The sequence below is a fragment of the Vagococcus fluvialis genome, from assembly GCF_048815235.1.
GTDB lineage: Bacteria > Bacillota > Bacilli > Lactobacillales > Vagococcaceae > Vagococcus.
This window is the reverse complement of record NZ_JBMEAO010000016.1, coordinates 1-20,925: the sequence shown is the minus strand read 5'-3', so window position 1 is coordinate 20,925 and position 20,925 is coordinate 1. Positions and strand designations below refer to the sequence as shown.

General features: G+C 33.5%; 16 protein-coding genes. 15 read left to right on the top strand and 1 reads right to left on the bottom strand.

The window, feature by feature from the left end; genetic code table 11:
• The first annotated feature begins 9 nt into the window (after positions 1–9).
• The 15 genes from ACODH8_RS11015 to gshAB all read left to right on the top strand — a co-directional run bounded on the left by ACODH8_RS11015 (position 10) and on the right by gshAB (position 20,718).
• Positions 10–906 (top strand): ABC transporter permease, encoded by an 897-nt coding sequence (locus ACODH8_RS11015; protein WP_420504270.1) that lies wholly within the window; start codon positions 10–12, stop codon positions 904–906.
• Positions 907–930: 24 nt separating this feature from the next.
• The gene (locus ACODH8_RS11010; protein ID WP_332466528.1) at positions 931–2,709 is read left to right on the top strand and encodes an oligopeptide ABC transporter substrate-binding protein; all 1,779 of its coding nucleotides are present in this window, start codon (positions 931–933) and stop codon (positions 2,707–2,709) included.
• A gap of 119 nt (positions 2,710–2,828) precedes the next feature.
• Positions 2,829–3,536 carry a ribonuclease III gene (rnc, locus tag ACODH8_RS11005; RefSeq protein ID WP_420504271.1) on the top strand — a complete coding sequence of 236 codons (708 nt, stop codon included), beginning with the start codon at positions 2,829–2,831 and terminating at the stop codon, positions 3,534–3,536.
• A gap of 18 nt (positions 3,537–3,554) precedes the next feature.
• Positions 3,555–7,130, top strand: coding sequence for a chromosome segregation protein SMC (gene smc / locus ACODH8_RS11000; RefSeq protein WP_332466529.1), 3,576 nt, complete (start codon positions 3,555–3,557; stop codon positions 7,128–7,130).
• Between the two features lie 13 nt (positions 7,131–7,143).
• Positions 7,144–7,956, top strand: a complete 813-nt coding sequence (locus tag ACODH8_RS10995) for a Cof-type HAD-IIB family hydrolase (RefSeq protein ID WP_332466530.1) — start codon at positions 7,144–7,146, stop codon at positions 7,954–7,956.
• A gap of 9 nt (positions 7,957–7,965) precedes the next feature.
• A complete protein-coding gene (ftsY, locus tag ACODH8_RS10990) occupies positions 7,966–9,198 on the top strand; it encodes a signal recognition particle-docking protein FtsY (protein WP_332466531.1) in 1,233 nt (410 codons plus the stop codon).
• A gap of 136 nt (positions 9,199–9,334) precedes the next feature.
• Positions 9,335–10,090 (top strand): DeoR/GlpR family DNA-binding transcription regulator, encoded by a 756-nt coding sequence (locus tag ACODH8_RS10985; RefSeq protein ID WP_332525823.1) that lies wholly within the window; start codon positions 9,335–9,337, stop codon positions 10,088–10,090.
• The gene (pfkB, locus tag ACODH8_RS10980; RefSeq protein ID WP_332466533.1) at positions 10,087–11,007 is read left to right on the top strand and encodes a 1-phosphofructokinase; all 921 of its coding nucleotides are present in this window, start codon (positions 10,087–10,089) and stop codon (positions 11,005–11,007) included. The genes ACODH8_RS10985 and pfkB overlap by 4 nt, the downstream gene beginning before the upstream one ends.
• 12 nt (positions 11,008–11,019) lie before the next feature.
• Positions 11,020–12,972 (top strand): fructose-specific PTS transporter subunit EIIC, encoded by a 1,953-nt coding sequence (locus tag ACODH8_RS10975; RefSeq protein ID WP_332466534.1) that lies wholly within the window; start codon positions 11,020–11,022, stop codon positions 12,970–12,972.
• A gap of 280 nt (positions 12,973–13,252) precedes the next feature.
• Positions 13,253–14,203: a sugar phosphate isomerase/epimerase family protein gene (locus tag ACODH8_RS10970; RefSeq protein ID WP_332466535.1), complete on the top strand. Its 951-nt coding sequence runs from the start codon at positions 13,253–13,255 to the stop codon at positions 14,201–14,203.
• Between the two features lie 36 nt (positions 14,204–14,239).
• The gene (locus tag ACODH8_RS10965) at positions 14,240–15,490 is read left to right on the top strand and encodes an MFS transporter (protein ID WP_332466536.1); all 1,251 of its coding nucleotides are present in this window, start codon (positions 14,240–14,242) and stop codon (positions 15,488–15,490) included.
• Positions 15,491–15,604: 114 nt separating this feature from the next.
• The gene (locus ACODH8_RS10960; RefSeq protein ID WP_332466537.1) at positions 15,605–16,957 is read left to right on the top strand and encodes a sodium:alanine symporter family protein; all 1,353 of its coding nucleotides are present in this window, start codon (positions 15,605–15,607) and stop codon (positions 16,955–16,957) included.
• Positions 16,958–16,997: 40 nt separating this feature from the next.
• Complete coding sequence (locus ACODH8_RS10955) at positions 16,998–17,756, top strand: DeoR/GlpR family DNA-binding transcription regulator (RefSeq protein ID WP_332466538.1); 759 nt, start codon at positions 16,998–17,000, stop codon at positions 17,754–17,756.
• A gap of 112 nt (positions 17,757–17,868) precedes the next feature.
• Entirely contained in the window at positions 17,869–18,246 is a 378-nt protein-coding gene (locus ACODH8_RS10950) for a RidA family protein (protein ID WP_332466539.1), read from the top strand.
• 174 nt (positions 18,247–18,420) lie between these two features.
• Positions 18,421–20,718: a bifunctional glutamate--cysteine ligase GshA/glutathione synthetase GshB gene (gshAB, locus tag ACODH8_RS10945; protein WP_332466540.1), complete on the top strand. Its 2,298-nt coding sequence runs from the start codon at positions 18,421–18,423 to the stop codon at positions 20,716–20,718.
• Positions 20,719–20,733: 15 nt separating this feature from the next.
• Here gshAB and ACODH8_RS10940 read toward each other — a convergent pair.
• Positions 20,734–20,925: hypothetical protein (locus tag ACODH8_RS10940; RefSeq protein ID WP_420517733.1), on the bottom strand; the 192-nt coding region annotated here is incomplete at its 5' end.

Here is a 20,925-nt window from a genome sequence, read left to right as displayed (position 1 = left end):
AGAATGAACATGAGTAAAGAGAAAAAACAAGAAACAGTCAGTGCACCACCAACAGGTTTTAAAATGATTGTTCGAGAATTTAAAAAAGATAAATTAGCCCTATTTTCATTGGGATTATTAGTAGTATTATTATTAGGTATCTTTATTGGCGCGATGATGTTAGATAAAGATGCGGTTATGAAGGTTAGTATTTTTGATAAATACGGAGAGCCTGGCGTTAACGGGTTCCTATTAGGAGCTGATGAGGGTGGTCGTGATGTATTTGGCCAGTTAATCATCGGTGCTAGAAACTCAGTAGTTATCGGTTTTACAATCACTATCATTACTTCTATTATCGGGGTAGGATTAGGTATTGTAGCAGGTTATTACGGTGGGGTTATTGATACGGTTATTATGAGAATTGTTGACTTTGTTATGATTTTACCAATTACAATGGTTATCATCGTATTCGTTACAATCACACCTAAATACAACGTAACATCTTTTGTATTAATTATGAGTGCCTTTTATTGGGTAGCCAAAGCGCGTTTATTCAGAGGTAAAACATTATCTGAATCTCGTCGTGATTACATTAGTGCTTCTAAAACATTAGGTACAAATGATTTTAAAATTATGTTTGGTGAATTAATGCCAAACTTGAGTTCTTTAATTATTACCAACTTGACAATCAACTTTGCGGCAAACATCGGGATTGAAACAACTCTATCTTATTTAGGGTTTGGTTTGCCACCAGCAACGCCAAGTTTAGGAACTCTAATCGGATTTGCGTCAAACGGTGTCGTATTATCTGAGAAAATTTGGATTTGGGCTCCCGCATCAGCGCTTATTTTAGTAATGATGCTGAGTATAAATTATGTTGGTCAAGCATTTAAGCGTTCAGCTGATGCTCGTCAGCGATTAGGTTAACAAAAGAATAGGGGGAAATGAAGGATGAAGTACAAAAAGTTAGTTAGTGCTATGGCACTAGGAGCTGCAGTAACAGTTGGTTTAGCTGCCTGTGGTGGAAAAAAAGATGATGGAAAGAAATCGGGAAGTACGGACAAACAAGAGGACGTATCACAGTTTCCAGTCGAAGTAAGTAACAAAGAAGAAGCCAAAGAAGGTGGCACTTTAGAAGTTGCTGTTGTTATGGATACTCAATTTGCAGGTCTATTCCAAGAAGAATTCTACGAAAACAACTATGACGCTCAGTTCATGTTACCGTCACATGAATCAATCTTTGTTTCAGATAGTAACTTTGAAACAACTGAAAATGGTTTAGTTAAGAAAGATATTGATGTTGAAAAGAAAACAATCAAATTAACAATTACTAAAGACGCTAAATGGTCTGATGGTGAACCTGTTATTGCTGAAGATTTAATTCAACCATACTTAATTATCGCTCACCCTGACTACGCGGGAATTCGTTACGGTGAAGACTTTACTAACGTTGTTGGTGTTGAAGAGTACCATGATGGAAAAGCTGATTCAATTTCAGGAATCAAAAAAATTGATGACAAATCAATCGAAATTACTTACAAAGAAATGAACCCAGGTATGAAACAAACAAGTGAAACTGTTTGGTCAAGTGCAATGCCTTCTCATATCTTTAAAGATATGCCAGTTAAAGGTATGGAATCAAGTCCAGAAGTTCGTAAGAACCCTGTAACATTTGGACCATACAAAATGGCTAAAATTAACCAAGGTGAATCAGTAGAGTACGTTCCTAACGAACATTACTACGGAGAAAAACCAAAATTAGAAAAAATCATTATGAGAGTTGCTCCATCTAACTCAATTACTGAAGCAATGAAAGCTAAAAAATATGACATGGTATTATCTATGCCAACAGATAACTACCCATCATATAAAGATATTGAAGGCTATGAAATGTTAGGTCGTCCTGAATTAGCTTATACTTATGTTGGATTTAAATTAGGTAAATGGGATGATAAAGAAGGAAAAGTTGTTTATAACCCAGAAGCTAAAATGGCTAACAAAGAATTACGTCAAGCAATGGCTTACGCTGTAGATAACGCTGCTATTGGTGAGAAATTCTACCATGGTTTACGTCAACCAGCTAACTCATTAGTTCCACCAATCTTTGCTGACTTCTCTAATAAAGAATTAGAAGGTTACACAAAACAAGATATTGAAAAAGCTAATAAATTATTAGATGATGCTGGATACAAGAAAAAAGATGGCGAAGAATTCCGTCGTGATCCAAAAGGCGAGAAATTAGAAATTAAATTCGCTTCTATGGCTGGTGGAGAAACTGCTCAACCAATCGCTGAATACTATGTTGACTGTTGGAAAGAAATTGGTTTAGATGTTAAATTAGCAACAGGTCGTCTAATCGAATTCAACTCATTCTACGACAAACTTAAAAACGATGATCCAGAAGTAGATGTATACCAAGCTGCTTGGGGATTAAGTAGTGATCCTTCTCAATCAGGATTATACGCACCAACTGCGTCATTTAACTACACTCGTTTTGAATCAGAGAAAAATACTGAGTTAATGAACAACATTGATTCAGAAAAATCATTTGATACTGAGTACCGTGCAAAAGCCTTTAAAGAATGGCAAGAATATGCAAGTGAAGAAGCATTTGTATTCCCAACATTATTTAGAGATCAAGTTTTACCAATCAGTGAAGATGTAACAGGATTCACTTGGGCATATGATGCACAAGTAAACCCATGGTCAACTATTGGTTTAAGTAAATAATTACAATTTAGCTATCAACTTAAAGGTTTATCCTTTAAGTTGATAGTTTTTGTTTTAAATGATTAAAAAACAACGTATAATAGGAAATGAACATTTTGAATGAGAGGAAGAGCAAAAACATGATAGAAACAAAATTAACAACAGAAATAAAAAATAAATATGATATTGTTTTCAAAGATATTAGTCTATTGGAGCAAGCTTTTACCCATTCATCCTATGTGAATGAGCATCGACATTTGGAATTAACAGATAACGAACGCCTTGAATTTTTAGGGGATGCTGTATTAGAGCTAATTATTTCTGAGTATCTATATCATCATTTCCAAGACATGCCTGAAGGAAAATTAACAAAATTACGTGCGACAATTGTACGTGAAGACAGCCTAGCGATGTTTGCTAAAGATTGTGGCTTTGATGCCTATGTTCGTTTAGGTAAAGGTGAAGAAAATTCAAACGGTAGAAGTCGCTCGTCTCTTTTATGTGATTTATTTGAAGCTTTTTTAGGAGCTTTATTCATTGATCAAGGAAGTCTAAAGGCGAATGAATTTATCTATAAAGTCATTATTCCAAAAATTGAAGCAGGTGCTTTTTCACATGAGATGGATCACAAAACAGCCTTACAAGAGGTATTACAAAAAAATGGGGACATCTTCATTGAATATCGTTTAGTAAAAGAAGAAGGCCCAGCTCATAGCCGTATTTTCCATGTGGAAGTTAATGCAGGCGGAAAACTATTAGGAGTAGGCTCTGGGAAATCTAAAAAAGTAGCAGAACAAAAGGCAGCAGAGGTTGCTTTAACTGATTTAAAGAAAGATAATCAGTGCTAGGAAGGAGACTAAGCTTTAGTGTATTTAAAACGAATTGAAATTGCAGGGTTTAAGTCTTTTGCAGATAGAACAGTTATTGAATTTAATCAAGGGTTAACAGCAGTAGTTGGTCCCAATGGTAGTGGAAAAAGTAATATTACTGAAGCTATTCGTTGGGTGTTGGGAGAGCAGTCAGCAAAAAATTTACGTGGAGGAACTATGCCAGACGTAATTTTTGCTGGCTCTTCTTCACGTCCGGCTCTAAATTTAGCAGAAGTGACTCTTGTTTTAGACAATGAAGAGCGTTTTTTACCAATTGATTTTAGTGAAGTGAGTGTCACAAGACGATTAACTAGAAGCGGTGATAGTGATTTCTTTATTAATAAACAAAGTTGTCGCCTAAAAGATATTGTTAATCTATTTATGGATTCTGGTTTAGGAAAAGAATCTTTTTCGATTATTTCCCAAGGTAAAGTAGAATCTATTTTTAATAGTAAACCAGAAGATAGACGTGGTATTTTTGAAGAAGCAGCTGGAGTGTTAAAATATAAAACAAGAAAAAAAGAAGCTGAAAAAAGATTGTTTGAGACAGAAGATAATCTAAATCGTGTACAAGATATTATTTATGAGCTAGAGGCACAGTTACATCCTTTAAGAGAGCAAAGTGAGATAGCAGCTAAATACTTAGTGTATAAAGAGCAATTAACCGCAGTTGATGTAAATGTGACGATTCAAGAAATTGAGTCTCACAAGAAGGTCTGGGAAGAACAAGATAAAGTACTAAAAATTATCACTGCTAACATTGAGGATAAAAAGAGAAGTCTATTTTTACAAGAAGAAACGCAAAAGAAATTAAAAGAAAAACGAGAAGAATTAGAAACTACGATTGATTCTCATCAAAGAAAATTATTAGAAACAACCACTAATTTTGAAAAATTAGAAGGTCGAAAAAATGTTTTAGAAGAAAGACAACGTTTTTCAGTTCAAAATAAAACAGCTTATGAAGAAGATTTAAAAGAAGTTTTTGATAAAGAAAAAGAATTACAAGAAGAGCTAGTTAAGTTAAAAGAGGAAGAAATAAAGTTAAGCACTCTAAAAAAAGAACTAAGTGAAGAAGTTGGGACATTAAGTGCTGAAGTAGAGCGTTTTAGTAAATCGACTAAAGAGCAACTAGAGGAACTTAGAAGTGACTATGTTGATGTGATGCAACAACAAACAAATATTAATAATGACTTAAAGCATTTAGAAAAACAACATCAACAAGAAATGGCTCGAAATCAAAAAGACGTTACCACCTATGAAACGCTTTTGTTAGAAGAAAAAGAAACTAAAATTAGCTTTGAAAAAACTAACAAAGAATTAGTGAAGCAAAAAGAGAAAGTTGCTAAGCTATTGGAATCTTTTGGTCTAGTTCAACAAGAAGTTCTAGGATTAAAATCTAAAGCTAGTAACACTGAGAAACAAATGTATGAAGCTTTAAAGATATTGCAACAAGGACAAGCTAAAGAAAAAAGTTTACAAGAATTAAAAGCTAACTATGCAGGATTTTATCAAGGAGTCCGTTCTGTGTTAAAAGAACGTGATTCTTTAGGTGGAATTGTTGGAGCTGTTGCTGAATTAATTACAGTACCAAAAGAAATTAGTCTAGCCATAGAAACGGCATTAGGGGCTTCAGCCCAACATGTGATAACAGATAATGAGGGAAGTGCTAGAAAAGCTATTTCCTACTTAAAACAAAAACGTGTTGGTCGTGCCACTTTTTTACCGTTAACAACGATTAAACCACGTCAACTAAATAGTGGAATAAAAGCCAGAGTAGCAACACATCCAGGTTTTGTAGGTGTTGCTAGTGAGTTAGTAGAGTATGATAAGAGTATTTCTCAAGTCATTGAAAATATACTAGGCCTAACAATAGTGGCAAAAGACTTACAAACAGCCAATGAATTGGCTAAAAGTATTAATTTCCAATACCGTGTTGTTTCCTTAGAAGGAGATGTAATGAATCCAGGTGGTTCAATGACTGGTGGAGCAAGTAAACAAGGTCAAAACAATCAACTGTTTTCTCAAGGGCAAGAGCTAAAAGAATTAGAAGTTCAAGTTGCTCAAATGACACGTTTGTATCAAACAAAAGAATTAGAAGTAAAAAGCTTAAAAGAGCAACTACAAAAAGCAGAAGAACAGTTAGATAGTGTTCGCCGTGAAGGTGAAGAAGCTAGAATGTTAGAACAAAGTCTAACTAATGAGTTAGAAAAATATGAACAACGAGTAAGTCGTCAAGAAAAAGAGCGCCGTGCTTTTGAGTATGAAAAACGTGAATTACAACGCTTCTTGGAAGATTATCAAGAAGAAAAAGAGCAATTATTAGAAGCTCAGGAAAAATTAATTCAGAAAAAAGACGAACTGGATAGATTGTTGAAGGAGACGAATGAGTTAGAGGAAGAAGTGACTCAGAAAAAAGAAGAGGCTCAGCAAAAATTAACTGTTAAACAAGCAGAATTAGCTGGAGTTGCTGAAAAAAATGTCTATCTTAAACAACGAGTAAAAGAAAAACAATTAGCAGTTGATGAGTTAATGAACCGAAAAAGTCATTTGAGTAATCAATTAGACTCGGAATCAACAGAACATATGACTCATGGTGAAGTAAGCGAACAAATTCAAGAAACAATGAGTCAGTTGAAACAAGAAAAAGAAATGTTGTTAAATGAATTAGATGAGTTAAAACAAGAACGGGAAGAATTGTATAAACAAATTTCTGAAGGTGACGAAAAAGTTGTTCAAATGAATCAAGTTATTCAAGAACAAATGAATGAAAAAACAACAATGGAAGTAGCTAAAAATAGTGCTAATATTGGTTTAGATCAAGGTCTTACGTATTTACAAGAAGAGTATGGTTTAACCTTTGAAGCAGGAAAAGCTAGTTATCCAGATGTAGAGGATTTTGATTTAGGCAAACAACAAATTAAGGAACTAAAAGAAGCGATTCAACAACTTGGAATTGTGAATCTGAATGCCATTGATCAATATCAAGAAGTCAACGAACGTCATCAATTCTTAGTGACACAACAAGCTGATTTAGTATTAGCTAAAGATGAATTGTTCGAAACCATGAATGAAATGGATGAGTTAGTCATCAAAAAATTCCATGATGTTTTTTGTGATATAAGGGAAGAGTTTAGAAATGTCTTTCCAAATATGTTTGGAGGAGGTCATGCAGATTTAATTTTAACAGACCCAACAGACTTACTTCATACAGGAATAGATATCGTAGCTCAACCACCTGGGAAAAAATTACAAAATTTAAGCCTGTTATCTGGTGGAGAAAAAGCTCTAACAGCTATCGCTTTATTATTTGCGATTATTCAAGCTAGACCTGTGCCGTTCTGTATTCTTGACGAGGTAGAGGCAGCATTAGATGATGCCAATGTAACAAGGTATGGAAATTATTTACGCAGATTTGGCGAAGATACACAATTTATTGTAATTACGCATCGTAAGGGAACAATGGAATCTGCCAATATGCTTTACGGGGTAACAATGCAAGAATCGGGAGTATCTAAAATTGTTTCGGTTCACTTAGAAGAGTTGGAGAATCAAGAAAATTTGGAAATGATGTAAAGGGAGAAGTCAGATGATTAAATTAATTGCTATCGATTTAGATGGAACGTTATTAAGAGATGATAAGACTATTTCTGAAGGAAATAAAGTAGCATTAACAAAAGCGAAAGAACAAGGTGTGAAAGTTGTTCTTTGTACAGGTCGTCCACTTTTAGCAGTGGAATCTTATTTAGACCGTTTAGAGTTAAGAGATGAAGGCGACTATAGTATTACCTTCAATGGAGGTTCCATTCAAAAGAATGATACTGGAGAAGAGTTATTATCATATTCATTGTCATTAGAAGAAGTTAAGTCTGTTGCTGAGGTAATGACTGAGCTTGATTTACCTTTAGATATCATTACAACAGATACTTGTATCCATTTAACAACATCAACTAGTAAGGAATCGATTTATCCTAGCTTAAATCCCTTATTAAAAACAGTAACTAAATCAGTCAGTGAATTAGATGATAAGACTGTTTATAATAAAATGGTGGTTGGAACAGACCCAGCTTACTTAGATGAAAAATTAAAAGAATTATCTCCAGAATGGTATGAAACATTTAATATTATGAAATCACGAGATTGTTTACTTGAAATTATTCATAAAGAAGTTAGTAAAGCTAATGGAATTGATTTATTAGCAAAAGAGCTCGGAATCAAGCAATCTGAAGTTATGGCTATTGGTGATGAGGAAAATGATGTTTCTATGATAGAATATGCTGGTATGGGTGTTGTTATGGAAAATGGAAACTCAGAATTAAAAAAGATAGCACAATTTATTACAAAAACAAATCAAGAAGACGGTGTAGCTCACGCTGTTGAAACATTTGTTTTAGTAGATTAGGGGGACGACATGGGATTTTTTGATAAGATAAAAAAGGCTGTTTTAGGTGAAAAAGTCGTTGAAGAAGAAAAAAAAGAACTTGCAGTAGAAGAAGTAGAATCCTCTGAAGTACCAGTTGTTGAAGTAGAGGAACAGATGGAAGTGACAGAAGAAATACCTTCTGAAGAAACAGTGGTTGAATTTGAAGAAGAAGTAGTAGAGGAACCAAAAGAAGACCCAATAGAAGAAGTAGAGGTTCCAGTTGTAAATGAAGTGAAAACATCTGAGCCAGTTATTGAAACACCTTCTAAACAAGAAGAAACGATTGAAAAGTATGACAAAGGATTAGAAAAATCACGTAAAACATTTGGACAATTCATGAACAACTTATTTGCCAATTTCCGTATGGTAGATGATGAATTCTTTGAAGAGTTAGAAGAATCGTTAATTAGTGCGGATGTTGGTTTTGAAACAGCTATGAGAATTTCTGATGAGCTACAAGAAGAAGTCAGATTAAAAAATGTTAAAAAACAATCTGACGTACAAAACACTATTATTGAAAAACTAGTAGAGATTTATGAAACTGAAGGTGCTGAGGAAGATAACAGTTTAAACATTCAGCCGGACGGACCGACTATCATTTTATTTGTAGGGGTTAATGGTGTTGGTAAGACAACAAGTATTGGTAAATTAGCTCATCGTTACAAACAAGAAGGTAAAAAAGTTCTTTTAGCAGCTGCTGATACCTTTAGAGCTGGAGCAATTGATCAATTAGTTGTTTGGGGAGAGCGTGCTGGTGTAGATGTGGTGAAACATAGCGCTGGTAGTGATCCGGCAGCTGTGGTATTTGATGCCGTTGAAAAAACTAAAAAAGAAAACTATGATATTCTTTTAGTTGATACAGCAGGTCGTTTACAAAATAAAGTGAACTTAATGAAAGAGTTAGAGAAAATGAAACGCGTTATTGAACGTGAATACCCATCAGCTCCTCATGAGGTTTTACTAGTTGTTGATGCGACAACAGGTCAAAATGCAATGATTCAAGCCAAAGAGTTTAAAGATACAACGGATGTGACTGGAATTGTTTTATCTAAACTAGATGGCACAGCTAAAGGTGGGATGGTTCTTGCGATTCGCAATGAGTTACACTTACCAGTTAAATTAGTTGGTTTAGGTGAAAGAATAACTGACTTAGAAGATTTTGATCCAAATCAATTTGTTTATGGTTTATTTAAAGATTTAATGGAAATGTATGAGAATTAAAAAAATGGAAAGGTTGACTGAAAAAGTCAGCCTTTTCTTTTTCCTTTAAATTCCTTCAAAAACTACCAAAAATATGAATGTTTTTGATTGAAAAAGAAAGAGAATGATAGTATTATAACAGTATGAGGTGATGAAAGTGCTAACAGAAGAGAGACAACAAAAAATCTTAGAACTATTAAGAGAAAAAGAAATCCTTAAAACAAGGGATTTAATGTCACTGTTTGATGTATCAGAATCAACGATTAGAAGAGATTTACAAGAGATGGAAGAAGCTGGTTGGTTACGCCGTGTTCATGGTGGCGCTCAAAAAATAATCAAGTTAGAAACAGAAATGAGTATGATTGAAAAATCATCCAAAAACGTTCAAGAAAAGAAAAAAATAGCAAAATATGCTGCATCATTAGTTTTACCAGGAGAATTTATTTATTTAGATGCAGGAACAACAACTTATGAAATGTTACCTTTCTTAAAAGATAAAAAGGTTCATGTGATTACTAATGCTGTAGATCATGCTAGTTTAAGTCTAGATTTAGGTTTGCAAACAACTATGCTAGGTGGAAGTATTCGTTTAACAACCAAAGCAGCTGTTAGCAATCAAGCGATTGAACAAATTAAAACCTGTTATTTCGATAAAGCTTTTATGGGAACTAATGGTATTCATGAAAGATATGGCTATACAACAGCAGACACCGAAGAAGCTGCGACTAAAAAAGCGGCAATGGGACAAGCACAACATGTTTTTATATTAGCTGATGAGACTAAATTTAACAAAGTTAATTTTTCAAAGATGGGGAATCTTGAAGAAGCTATCGTAATTACTAATAAAATTGGGGAAAATATTATTAGTGATGAGATTAAGAGTCAAACAACGATTAAGGAGGTCGACTTATGATTTATACAGTAACGCTAAATCCAGCAATTGATTATGTTATTCAAGTAGCAGATTTTAATGAAGGGCAACTTAATGTAACTGATACAGAGCATAAGTTTCCAGGGGGAAAAGGAATTAATGTTTCTCGAGTATTAAAACAATTAGAAGTTCCGTCAACTAATGTGGGATTTATTGGCGGCTTTACAGGTGATTTTATTAGAGAAAAGCTTCAAGAAGAAGGTTTAATGACTGATTTTATCGAAGTACAAGGCGATACGAGAATTAACATCAAATTAAGAAGTCAGGTCGAAACTGAAATAAATGGCAGAGGACCTATTATTGAAGCAGAGGACCTAGCAAAACTAAAAGAAACATTATACTCACTGACTAGTGATGATTTAGTCGTCTTTTCTGGAAGTATTCCTAAAGGGTTATCAACAGGTATTTACTTAGAATTGGTTAAGGAAATGAATCAACGTCACATTCCATTTGTTGTGGATATTAGTAGTCAGGAATTATTAGATATTCTTCCTTTTAAACCTGTATTGGTAAAACCAAATCATCATGAGTTAGCAGCTATATTTGAAACAACATTTGAGACAATAGAAGAAATGTTGCCATATGGGGAAAAATTATTACATGGTGGCGCTCAAAATGTTTTAATCTCAATGGGAAAAGATGGAGCTATATTGTTTAGTGAGACTGGTATTTTCCGTGTAGAGGGCTTAACAGGTGAATTGAAAAATTCAGTTGGAGCTGGAGATTCAATGGTTGCAGGTTTTATAAGTAGATGGGTTCAAAATAAAGAGATTACAGAATGTTTAACTTATGGTGTGGCATCAGGCAGTGCTACAGCTTTTAGTGATGATTTAGGTTCAAAAGAAACGATATCGGGTTTAGTTGATCAAGTAAAAATAGAAATAATAAAAACATATTAGGGGGAGATGTAAATGAAAATTGTTGATTTATTAGCTGTAGATGCAATGGTAATGTCACTAAAAGCAACTGGTAAAAATGAAGCAGTTCATGAGATGGTTGAAAAGTTAGCAGAGACAGGAAGAATTAATGATACTGATGTATTTGAAGCAGGCATTTTAGCTAGAGAAGCTCAAACTTCAACAGGTTTAGGTGATGGTTTAGCGATGCCACATGCTAAGAATAAAGCTGTTGTTCAACCAACTGTGTTATTTGCTAAAAGTAATCAAGGCGTTGACTATGAAGCATTAGATGGCCAACGGACTTATTTATTCTTCATGATAGCTGCACCTGAAGGAGCAAATGACACTCATTTACAAGCTTTAGCAAGTTTATCAAGATTACTATTAAATCCTGATTTAATTAGAGACTTAAAAAAGGCTGAAAAACCAGAAGAAGTCATTGCTTTATTTGAAGAAGCACAACGCGTATACGATGAAAAAGAGCAAGCAGAGTCATTACAAGAAGCGACAGTAGAAGAAAATAGACCGTTTGTTATCGCTGTAACAGCTTGTCCAACAGGGATTGCACATACGTATATGGCTGAGGACGCACTTAAAAATAAAGCAAAAGAATTAGGCGTAGATATTAAAGTAGAAACAAATGGTTCTGAAGGAATTAAGCATGCTTTAACAGAAGAAGATATTAAAAGAGCATCTGGAGTTATTATTGCAGCAGATAAAAATGTTGAGATGGCACGCTTTGAAGGAAAACCATTAGTTAACCGTCCTGTAAGTGATGGAATCAAAAAATCAGCAGAACTAATTGATTTAGCAGTGAGTGGTAAATCAAGTGTTTATCACCATACTGGTTCTAGTGATAGTGATGAGCAAGAGACAAGTTCTGGTAGTGTAGGCTCACAAATCTACAAACACTTAATGAATGGTGTTAGTCACATGTTACCTTTTGTTATAGGTGGTGGGATTGCCATTGCTTTAGCCTTTCTAATTGATCAAATGATAGGTGTTCCAACTGATTCATTAAGTTCATTAGGCTCATATAACCAATTAGCAGCTTACTTTAATACAATAGGTGGTACAGCCTTTTCATTTATGTTACCTGTTTTAGCTGGATTTATAGCTTCAAGTATAGCTGATAGACCTGGCTTAATTGTTGGGTTTGCAGCGGGAGCGATGGCAGCATCTGGAGTAGCTATTGGACAACTAGAAAATCCAATGCCTTCAGGATTTTTAGGTGCTTTAGTTGGTGGTTTCTTAGCAGGTTATGTCATTTTATTCTTGAAAAAAGTATTTTCAAATTTACCGAAAAGCTTAGATGGTATTAAAGTGATTTTATTTTATCCAGTGTTTGGCTTGTTAATTACAGGTGCTTTGATGTTGTTAATTAATATCCCGATGTCAGCTATTAATACAGGATTAAATAACTTTTTAAACAATCTATCAGGTGGAAATGCAGCTATTTTAGGCGCATTACTAGGTGGTATGATGGCAGTAGATTTAGGTGGTCCTATTAACAAAGCGGCATATGTATTTGGTACAGGAACATTAGCAGCATCAGTTGCGACAGGAGGTAGTGTTGTAATGGCTGCTGTAATGGCAGGTGGAATGGTGCCGCCATTAGCGATTGCAATTGCTACATTAATCTTTAAAAATGAATTTTCTAAAAAAGATCAAGAAGCTGGTGTAACGAACTTGATTATGGGATTCTCATTTATTACAGAAGGAGCTATTCCATTTGCAGCATCAGATCCATTGCGTATGATTCCAAGTTTCATAGCAGGTTCAGCTTTAGCAGGTGGTTTAGTAGGTGCATTAGGAATTAAATTAATGGCTCCTCATGGTGGTATATTTGTTATCATGCTAGTTAGTCAGCCGATTCTTTATTTAGTGTTCATATTAGTTGGCTCTATTGTAAGTGCCTTGATTTTAGGGTTCCTTTTAAAACAAAAAAATAATAACAAGAAATAATGATTAAAGAAACAAAATCTTTTTATGATTTTGTTTCTTTTTTTTATTTTACGTAGGTAATTCAATAGATACTACATTAAATTTATAAAAGATTCCTTATAAAACTAAATGTTGTAATTCCACAAAAAAAACATAGAAGTAGCTTTTTTGTGGTTTATAACGTGGTTAATGTTGTTAAAAAGCACAAAAAAACACAAATAATTTGTATTTATGTGTTGATAGCGGATTCAAAATGGTGTATAGTACAGATTATCAAAAGTAAACAAGGAGTGTATGAATAATGAAAATTGGTTTAGAAACAGAAAGTTATCATTTACAGTTTATTACAGGGAAAATGGATGTTTTTGGGTTTATTCAAAAAACAGCAGAATTAGGTTTAGAAGGAGTTATGTTAAATATTATCCCTTGGCCAGGTCGTGAGCATATTAAAGTTCTCGAATCTTTTGAACCAGAGTATCTAGCAAAAGTAAAAGCAGAAATTGATAAATATAATTTATTTGCCGAAATTGATACCTGTGGAACAGATGTAGAACATTTAACAGAGATTGTAAAAGTAGCTCACTCTATTGGAGCTGATGTTATTAGAACTTACATCCCATTTGATGAATTTGATAATTCAGTATTTCCAACTGTCGTATCAGATTTAAAAGAATTAGTTCCGGTATTAAAAAAATATCGTGTAAAAATTGCTCTTGAAAACCATGAATTTGAAACATCGAATGAAGTGATTGGGATGATTGAAGAAGTAGATAGTATTTGGGTGAAGGCTCACTGCGATATCGGTAACGGAATGATGGCTTGGGAAGATCCAGTCGAAGCTGTTAGAAACTTAGCACCATATGCTTATACAACACATTTTAAAGATCATATTATTGTTCAAGATGGTGATGACTATCGTGTATGTGGCGTGCCAGTTGGAACAGGGAATATCGATTTAGATGAGTGTTTCAAAATTTTAGTAGAAGAATCACCACTAACTCGTATTAACATTGAAATGTGTTTCCCTTATTGCACGAAATTTAGAAGAGAACCTGGAGCTGGCGGAATTGATAAAGTTGGTGAGGGAGCGTTTAAAGTAGAACAACCACCATATGATTATGATGTCATTAAACCACTAGATTATTACTATCCACCAGCTGAATTGATGGATCAAATGATTGAAGATCAAGCAAAAGGTGTCGAGCAATGTGCTAAATATACACTAGCTTTAAGAGATAAATACTGTAGATAATTAGTTTCATCAAAATAGCTTATAAGGGAGTATGGAATGGATACAAAGAGTGCAAATTTTAAGAAATGGTTCACTTTTACAATTCTTGTTTTAGGGGCAGGAACAATTTATAAAGTTGCCAGTCTACAATCGACATTTTATGTGCCTATGCAAGAATTTATGGGGTTATCACATACACAGTTAGGGACTGTAGTAGGTACTTGGTCAACAATAGCAAGTTTTGGTTTTATTTTCTCAGTCTATATATCAGATAAGTTTTCCAAAAAAATAATGTTACCATTAGCATTAATTTTAACAGGATTGCTAAGTTTATGGTTAGCAACATTTCCGAGTTATGGTGTGATTCTTTTCATCTATGCAATGTTTGGAATTACATGTGACATGCTTTATTGGCCGATTCTTTTAAAATCAATAAAGTCTCTTGGAACAGATCAAGAGCAAGGGAGATTATTTGGATTTTTAGAAGGTGGACGTGGAGTAGTTGATACAGTAGTGGCGTTCATTAGTTTAGGTATTTTTACATGGGTAGGAAGTAACGCAGTAGGATTAAAAGCTTCTATCACATTTTTTGCAGTAGCTATGATTGTTATTGGTATTATTTCGTACTTCTGTTTAGAACATGATGAAAAAGTAGTGAAGGTAAAAACAGAAAAAGGTAAAAATGATACGTTAGCAACAGTAAAAGCTACATTAAAAATGCCAGAAGTTTGGTTAGTTTCTATGACAATCTTTTGTGTATATGGTATGTATTGTGGCTTGGTTTATTTCTTACCATTTTTAGAGCAAATATATGCATTACCAATTGCTTTAGTTGGTGTTTATGGAATTATTAATCAATATGGATTAAAAATATTAAGTGGTCCAGTAGGTGGTGTATTAGCAGATAAGAAATTTAAATCACCATCAAAATTCTTAAGATTTTCATTTCTTGTAGGAGTAGTTATTTTGGGGATATTTACTTTTTTACCTCATGAATCATTAGGGGTATATACAGGGATGATTTTAACATTAGTTGTTGGAGCGGTTGTCTTTGCAATGAGGTCAGTATTTTTTGCTCCTATGGGAGAGATAAAAATCCCAAATGAAATGACTGGAGCAGCGATGTCTATCGGAAGTTTTGTAGGGTATGCACCTGGTATTTTTGCCTATAGATTGTATGGTAGCATTTTGGATACATTTCCTGGATTAAAAGGATTTCAAATTGTCTTTTTAATTATGTGTGGTTTTGGATTAGCCGGATTTTTTATAAGTAACGTATTAGTTAAAAAAATAAAAACAAAAAAATAAAGATAGTAGCAAAAGAAAATTAACTATAGGAGAATGTAGCTTCTATAGTTATTTTTCGTTATAATCGAATCGTTGAACAGGTCTATTTAGATTAGGAAGAATGGGGAATTAGTTGTGGAAAAATTAGAACATTTTTTTACTAGCTTGTCACATATTATTTGGGGAAATTGGTTGGTAGCGCTCTTAATTGGAACAGGGTTATACTTGGGATGGTTAATGCGTTTCTTCTACATCAGGAAACTGCCACAGATTCTGAAAGAAACGATTATTAAACCTATTATCAATAAGGAATCTACTTCAGGAGAAGGCAACGTAACTTCATTTCAAGCACTATGTACGGCGCTTGGAAGTTGTGTTGGAAATGGAAATATTGTAGGTGTTGCCACAGCTGTAGTTGCCGGGGGTCCTGGAAGTGTTATTTGGATGTGGATAGCTGCCATGATAGGTATGGCGACTAAATACAGTGAGATATTATTGGGTATGGAATACAGAGAGAAGCTTGAAGATGGTAGTTTTATTAGTGGACCTATGTATTATATTTCAAAAGGACTTCATTTACCTAAAATAGCAATTTTATACGCTGTTCTATTATTATTACAAAATGCTGGTGGTACGATGATTCAAGCCAATGCTATCACAGCTAATATGCAGTCAATGTTTAGTGTACCTCCCATAATGACAATAATTGGCGTTATTGTTCTAATAAGTTTGATGATTGCAGGAGGTATGAAAAGAATAGGATCTATTTCCCAACGAGTTGTTCCCTTTATGGCCGCATTTTATGTCATTGGTGGTATAATAGTTATTTGTATGAATATATCAAGTTTACCAACTGTTTTTGTAACGATGTTTCAGAGTGCTTTTTCATTTGAAGCCGGTGTAGGTGGTGTACTAGGATATTCTATTCGTGAAAGTATGAGGTACGGGGTAGCTAGAGGGTTATACTCTAATGAAGCTGGCGAAGGAACTGCAGCTGTATTACATGCCTCGGCTAAAGTAGATCATATTGGTAAACAAGCAATATTTGGTGTGACTGAAGTATTTGTAGACACTATTGTTATTTGCTCGATTAGTGCTATAGTCATTTTAACGACAGGTGTTTTAGATACGGGGGCATCACCAGCAGTATTAGTAAGTATGGCTTATGGAACAGTTCATCCAATGTTTGAGTACATTGTAGGTCTAACGACAGTAGTCTTCGGATTCTTATCAATGGTAGCTCAGTGGTATCTTGGAAACACAGCGATTGAGTATATTATAGGAAATAAAAAAAGTGTTTTTTATAAGTATATCTTTATAGTATTGATTATCTTTGGTGGTTGGGTGAATTTATCACTAGTATGGAGTATTCAAGACAGTATTTTAGGTATCCTAATTATTCCTAATATTATTGCTTTGATATTGTTAAGAAAAAAAATTAAAGAACGAACAGATGAATATTTAACGTTAGTAAATCATTTGAAATAATGAATTCAGAAACTAATTAGAATAACGAGGAGGTAATTTTTTGTTAGCAACAGATAGAAGAAATGAAATTTTAAAAACTCTTTCTATAGAAGGAAGTGTCAAAGTATCAAAATTAACGCGTGAATTTGATGTCTCTGTTGAGACAATTAGACGAGATTTAGAAATTTTAGAAAAAAAAGAATTACTCAAGAGAGTACACGGAGGGGCTATTCTTAAAGGGAATAAACCAGGTAAATTAAATTATTCTAAAAGAAAAGACGAATTTATTAATGAAAAAATTGAGATAGCTAAAAAAGCTGTTACACATATTGAAGAAGGTTCATTAATTGTTTTGAATAATAGTACAACCAACTTAGAAATAGCGAAAGAAATTAAGCGTCATTTTGAAGATTTAACGATTATTACGAATTCATTAATGATTGTTAATGAACTAGCGGATAAAGAAAACTTTACTCTTATCTTATTAGGTGGTGTCTTGAACAGCAAAGAATACTCTTTTGATGGTCAATTTGTTGAAGGCATGCTTTCTAATTTTATAGCACATAAAGCCTTTTTAAGTGTCGGGGGAGTGTCATTGTTAAGAGGAGTAACAGACTACTTAATGAGTGAAATTCATATTCAAAAACAATTTATGGAAATTGCGCAAGAAGTTATCATACTCGTAACGAGTAATAATATTGATAATGAATCCTTAGTGAAAATAGCAGACATTGAGGATATTAATTTAATTATTACTGATTCCAATCTAAATCCAGATATACTGAAAAAATATACAGAATACGGCGTTGAAATACAATAGAATTACACGAAAAAACACAAAAAGCGTCAGTTTTATGTTGTGGATGACCGTTTGTTTAGATATAATAAATGTAGTTACAACAAAAATAATAAAGTAGAGAGGAAATGAGATAATGACATTAAAACCAATCCATACAGAAAAAGCACCTGGAGCAATTGGACCTTATTCACAAGCTATTCAAGTGGGAGAATTAGTTTATACTTCTGGGCAACTTCCAGTAAATCCTGAAACAGGAGCTATTTCTGAAGACGTGAAAGAGCAAGCTAAGCAGTCTTTAGAAAATGTCAAAGCTATTTTAGAAGAAGCAGGGACATCAATGGACAAAGTATTTAAAACAACAGTTTTCATTAAAGAGATGAATGATTTTGCTGCTATTAATGAAGTATATGGAGAATTTTTTGCTGAACCATTTCCAGCAAGAAGTTGTGTTGAAGTAGCTAGACTTCCAAAAGATGCAAAAGTAGAAATTGAAGTAATCGCAACAAAATAATCATTTAAATTTGAACAATATACGAAACAACATCTAAGTCCATCATTAGGTGTTGTTTTTTTTTTGAATAGAATGTTGCTTATTTTTTGTAATCATATATTTAGAGAAAGTATTCACTGAATGATATAATAGGTGCGTATAAAACATGTTGAAAAAGTATAAGGTGGAAATTTAATGAAGACAATTAAACAGATGTTACAATCTGAAGAAATTAAAGCTTATTTTAAAGAATTTCGAATTGGTTTAGAAAAGGAAAGCCAACGAATTACTCCTGAGGGAGATTTAGCGACAACAGATCATCCACAACAAGTCGCTTCTCGTGATATTCATCCTTATATCCAAACTGATTTTAGTGAAACTCAAATGGAACTTATTACACCAGTTTTTGATTCTAGTGAAGAAACGCTTCGTTTTTTAGGGGCTTTACATGATGTATCCTTACGTTCTTTAGAGAACCAAGAGAGATTTTGGCCTATGAGTATGCCACCAGTTTTACCTAAAGACGACAGAGATATTATGATTGCTAAATTAAGTGATCAAGGAGATGTAAATTACCGTCGCTATTTAGCCAAAGTTTATGGTAAAAGAAAACAAATGGTTAGTGGTATTCACTATAATTTTGAATTTTCTCATGAATTTTTAGAAAAATTATTTAAAAAACAAACAGAATATACTGATTTTGAGGCTTTTAGAACAGCTAGTTACATGAAAGTATCCCGTCACTATTTACGTTATCGTTGGTTAGTAACGTATTTATACGGTGCTAGTCCTTATGCTGAAGAGGGATATTTCTTTAAAGAACCAGTTAGTGAGCCAGTGAGAAGTTTTAGAAATAGTCATTTTGGTTATACAAATCGACCAGAAATTAATGTCTCATATGAGTCGATTGAGCAATATGTTTCAGATATTAATCGCTTAGTGGATAACGGTGACTTAATCGAAGCAAAAGAATTTTATTCTGCTGTTCGTTTAAGAGGAACAGACAAGATTGATGACTTATTGACTGATGGCGTGTCTTATATTGAGTTACGTAATATTGATTTAAATCCATTTGCTGAGTATGGTATTACTATTGAAACATTAAACTTTTTACATTTATTTATGATGACGATGCTTTGGATTGATGAATCTGATGAAACTTCAGAAAAAATGTTAAAAGAAGGTTCAATAAAAAATGAACATGTTTCATTAGAACACCCTAACGAAGTAACTAAAAATAGTGAAGAAGGTTTTTGGGTTTTAGCAGAAATGAAAGAGATGGCACAAGTATTAGGACTATCAAAAGATTATTTAGCCGTAATTAATCAAGTTGAATCAGCTCTAAAAGAACCCAAACATACTTTGGCAGCTCAAATAGTAGAGTCAATGTCTGACATGAATGGAACTCATAAAGATTTTGCAGTTTCTCTTGGAGAGTCATATTATCAAAGAGCTTTTGATAAACCTTACCAGCTATCTGGTTATCGACACATGGAGTTATCTACTCAAATTATGCTATTTGACGCCATTCAACATGGTGTGAAAGTAGAAGTTCTTGATGAAAATGATCAATTCTTGAAGTTAAACTACTTAGGAAAAGTTGAGTATGTTAAAAATGCCAACATGACAAGTAAAGATTCTTATATTGTGCCATTACTGATGGAAAACAAAACAGTTACTAAAAAAGTGTTAGCTAAAGCAGGTTTTAGAGTACCATTAGGAAAAGAATTTTCAACAATGGAAAAAGCTCAGGAATCCTATGATTTATTTGCTAATAAAGGATTTGTTGTCAAACCTAAATCTACCAATTACGGATTAGGTATTTCGATTTTTAAAGAAGGAGCTTCTTTTGAAGATTATCAAAAAGCTTTAGAAATCGCCTTTAAAGAAGATTCTGACTTATTAGTAGAAGAATTCTTACCTGGAACAGAATACCGATTCTTCGTTTTAGATGGGAAAACACGAGCTATTATGTTGCGAGTTCCAGCAAACGTTAAAGGAAACGGTAAAGATACTGTTAAAGAATTAGTAGCAGAAAAAAATAAAGACAGTTTACGTGGAACGAATCACCGGTCACCATTGGAATTAATTCAATTAGGTGATTTGGAACAATTAATGTTAAAAGAACAAGGCTTAACTATTGATAGTATTCCAGAAGTAGATCAAATTGTTTATTTAAGAGAAAATTCCAATGTTAGTACAGGTGGCGATTCAATAGACGTGACAGATGAGATGGATGAGAGCTATAAAAAAATTGCTGAAGAAGCAGTTGAAGCTTTAGGGGCTAAAATCTGTGGAATTGATTTAATTATTCCGGATAAGACAATCCCAGGTGAAAAAGGTAGCTTAACTTATGGCATTATTGAAGGGAACTTTAATCCAGCGATGCACATGCACATTTATCCATTTGCAGGACCAAGTCGCCGCTTAACAATGAATGTTTTAGAGTTACTCTATCCAGAAATTAGAAAGAATATAATAAACAAACACTAGAAAATAGGCTTTATATTAACTCCGGTTGATGTACAGGAGTATTGGTAATAACAAGTCATAGTGCTTAATATGATTAAATGAAGAGGCTGTGACATAAGTAGTTACAGTTCTTAAATAAAAGAATCGAAATTCGAAAATCTTAAAAAGATTTTTGGATTCCGATTCTTTTTTGTTATCTATTGGTTTATTTTTCTGATTTACAGCCAA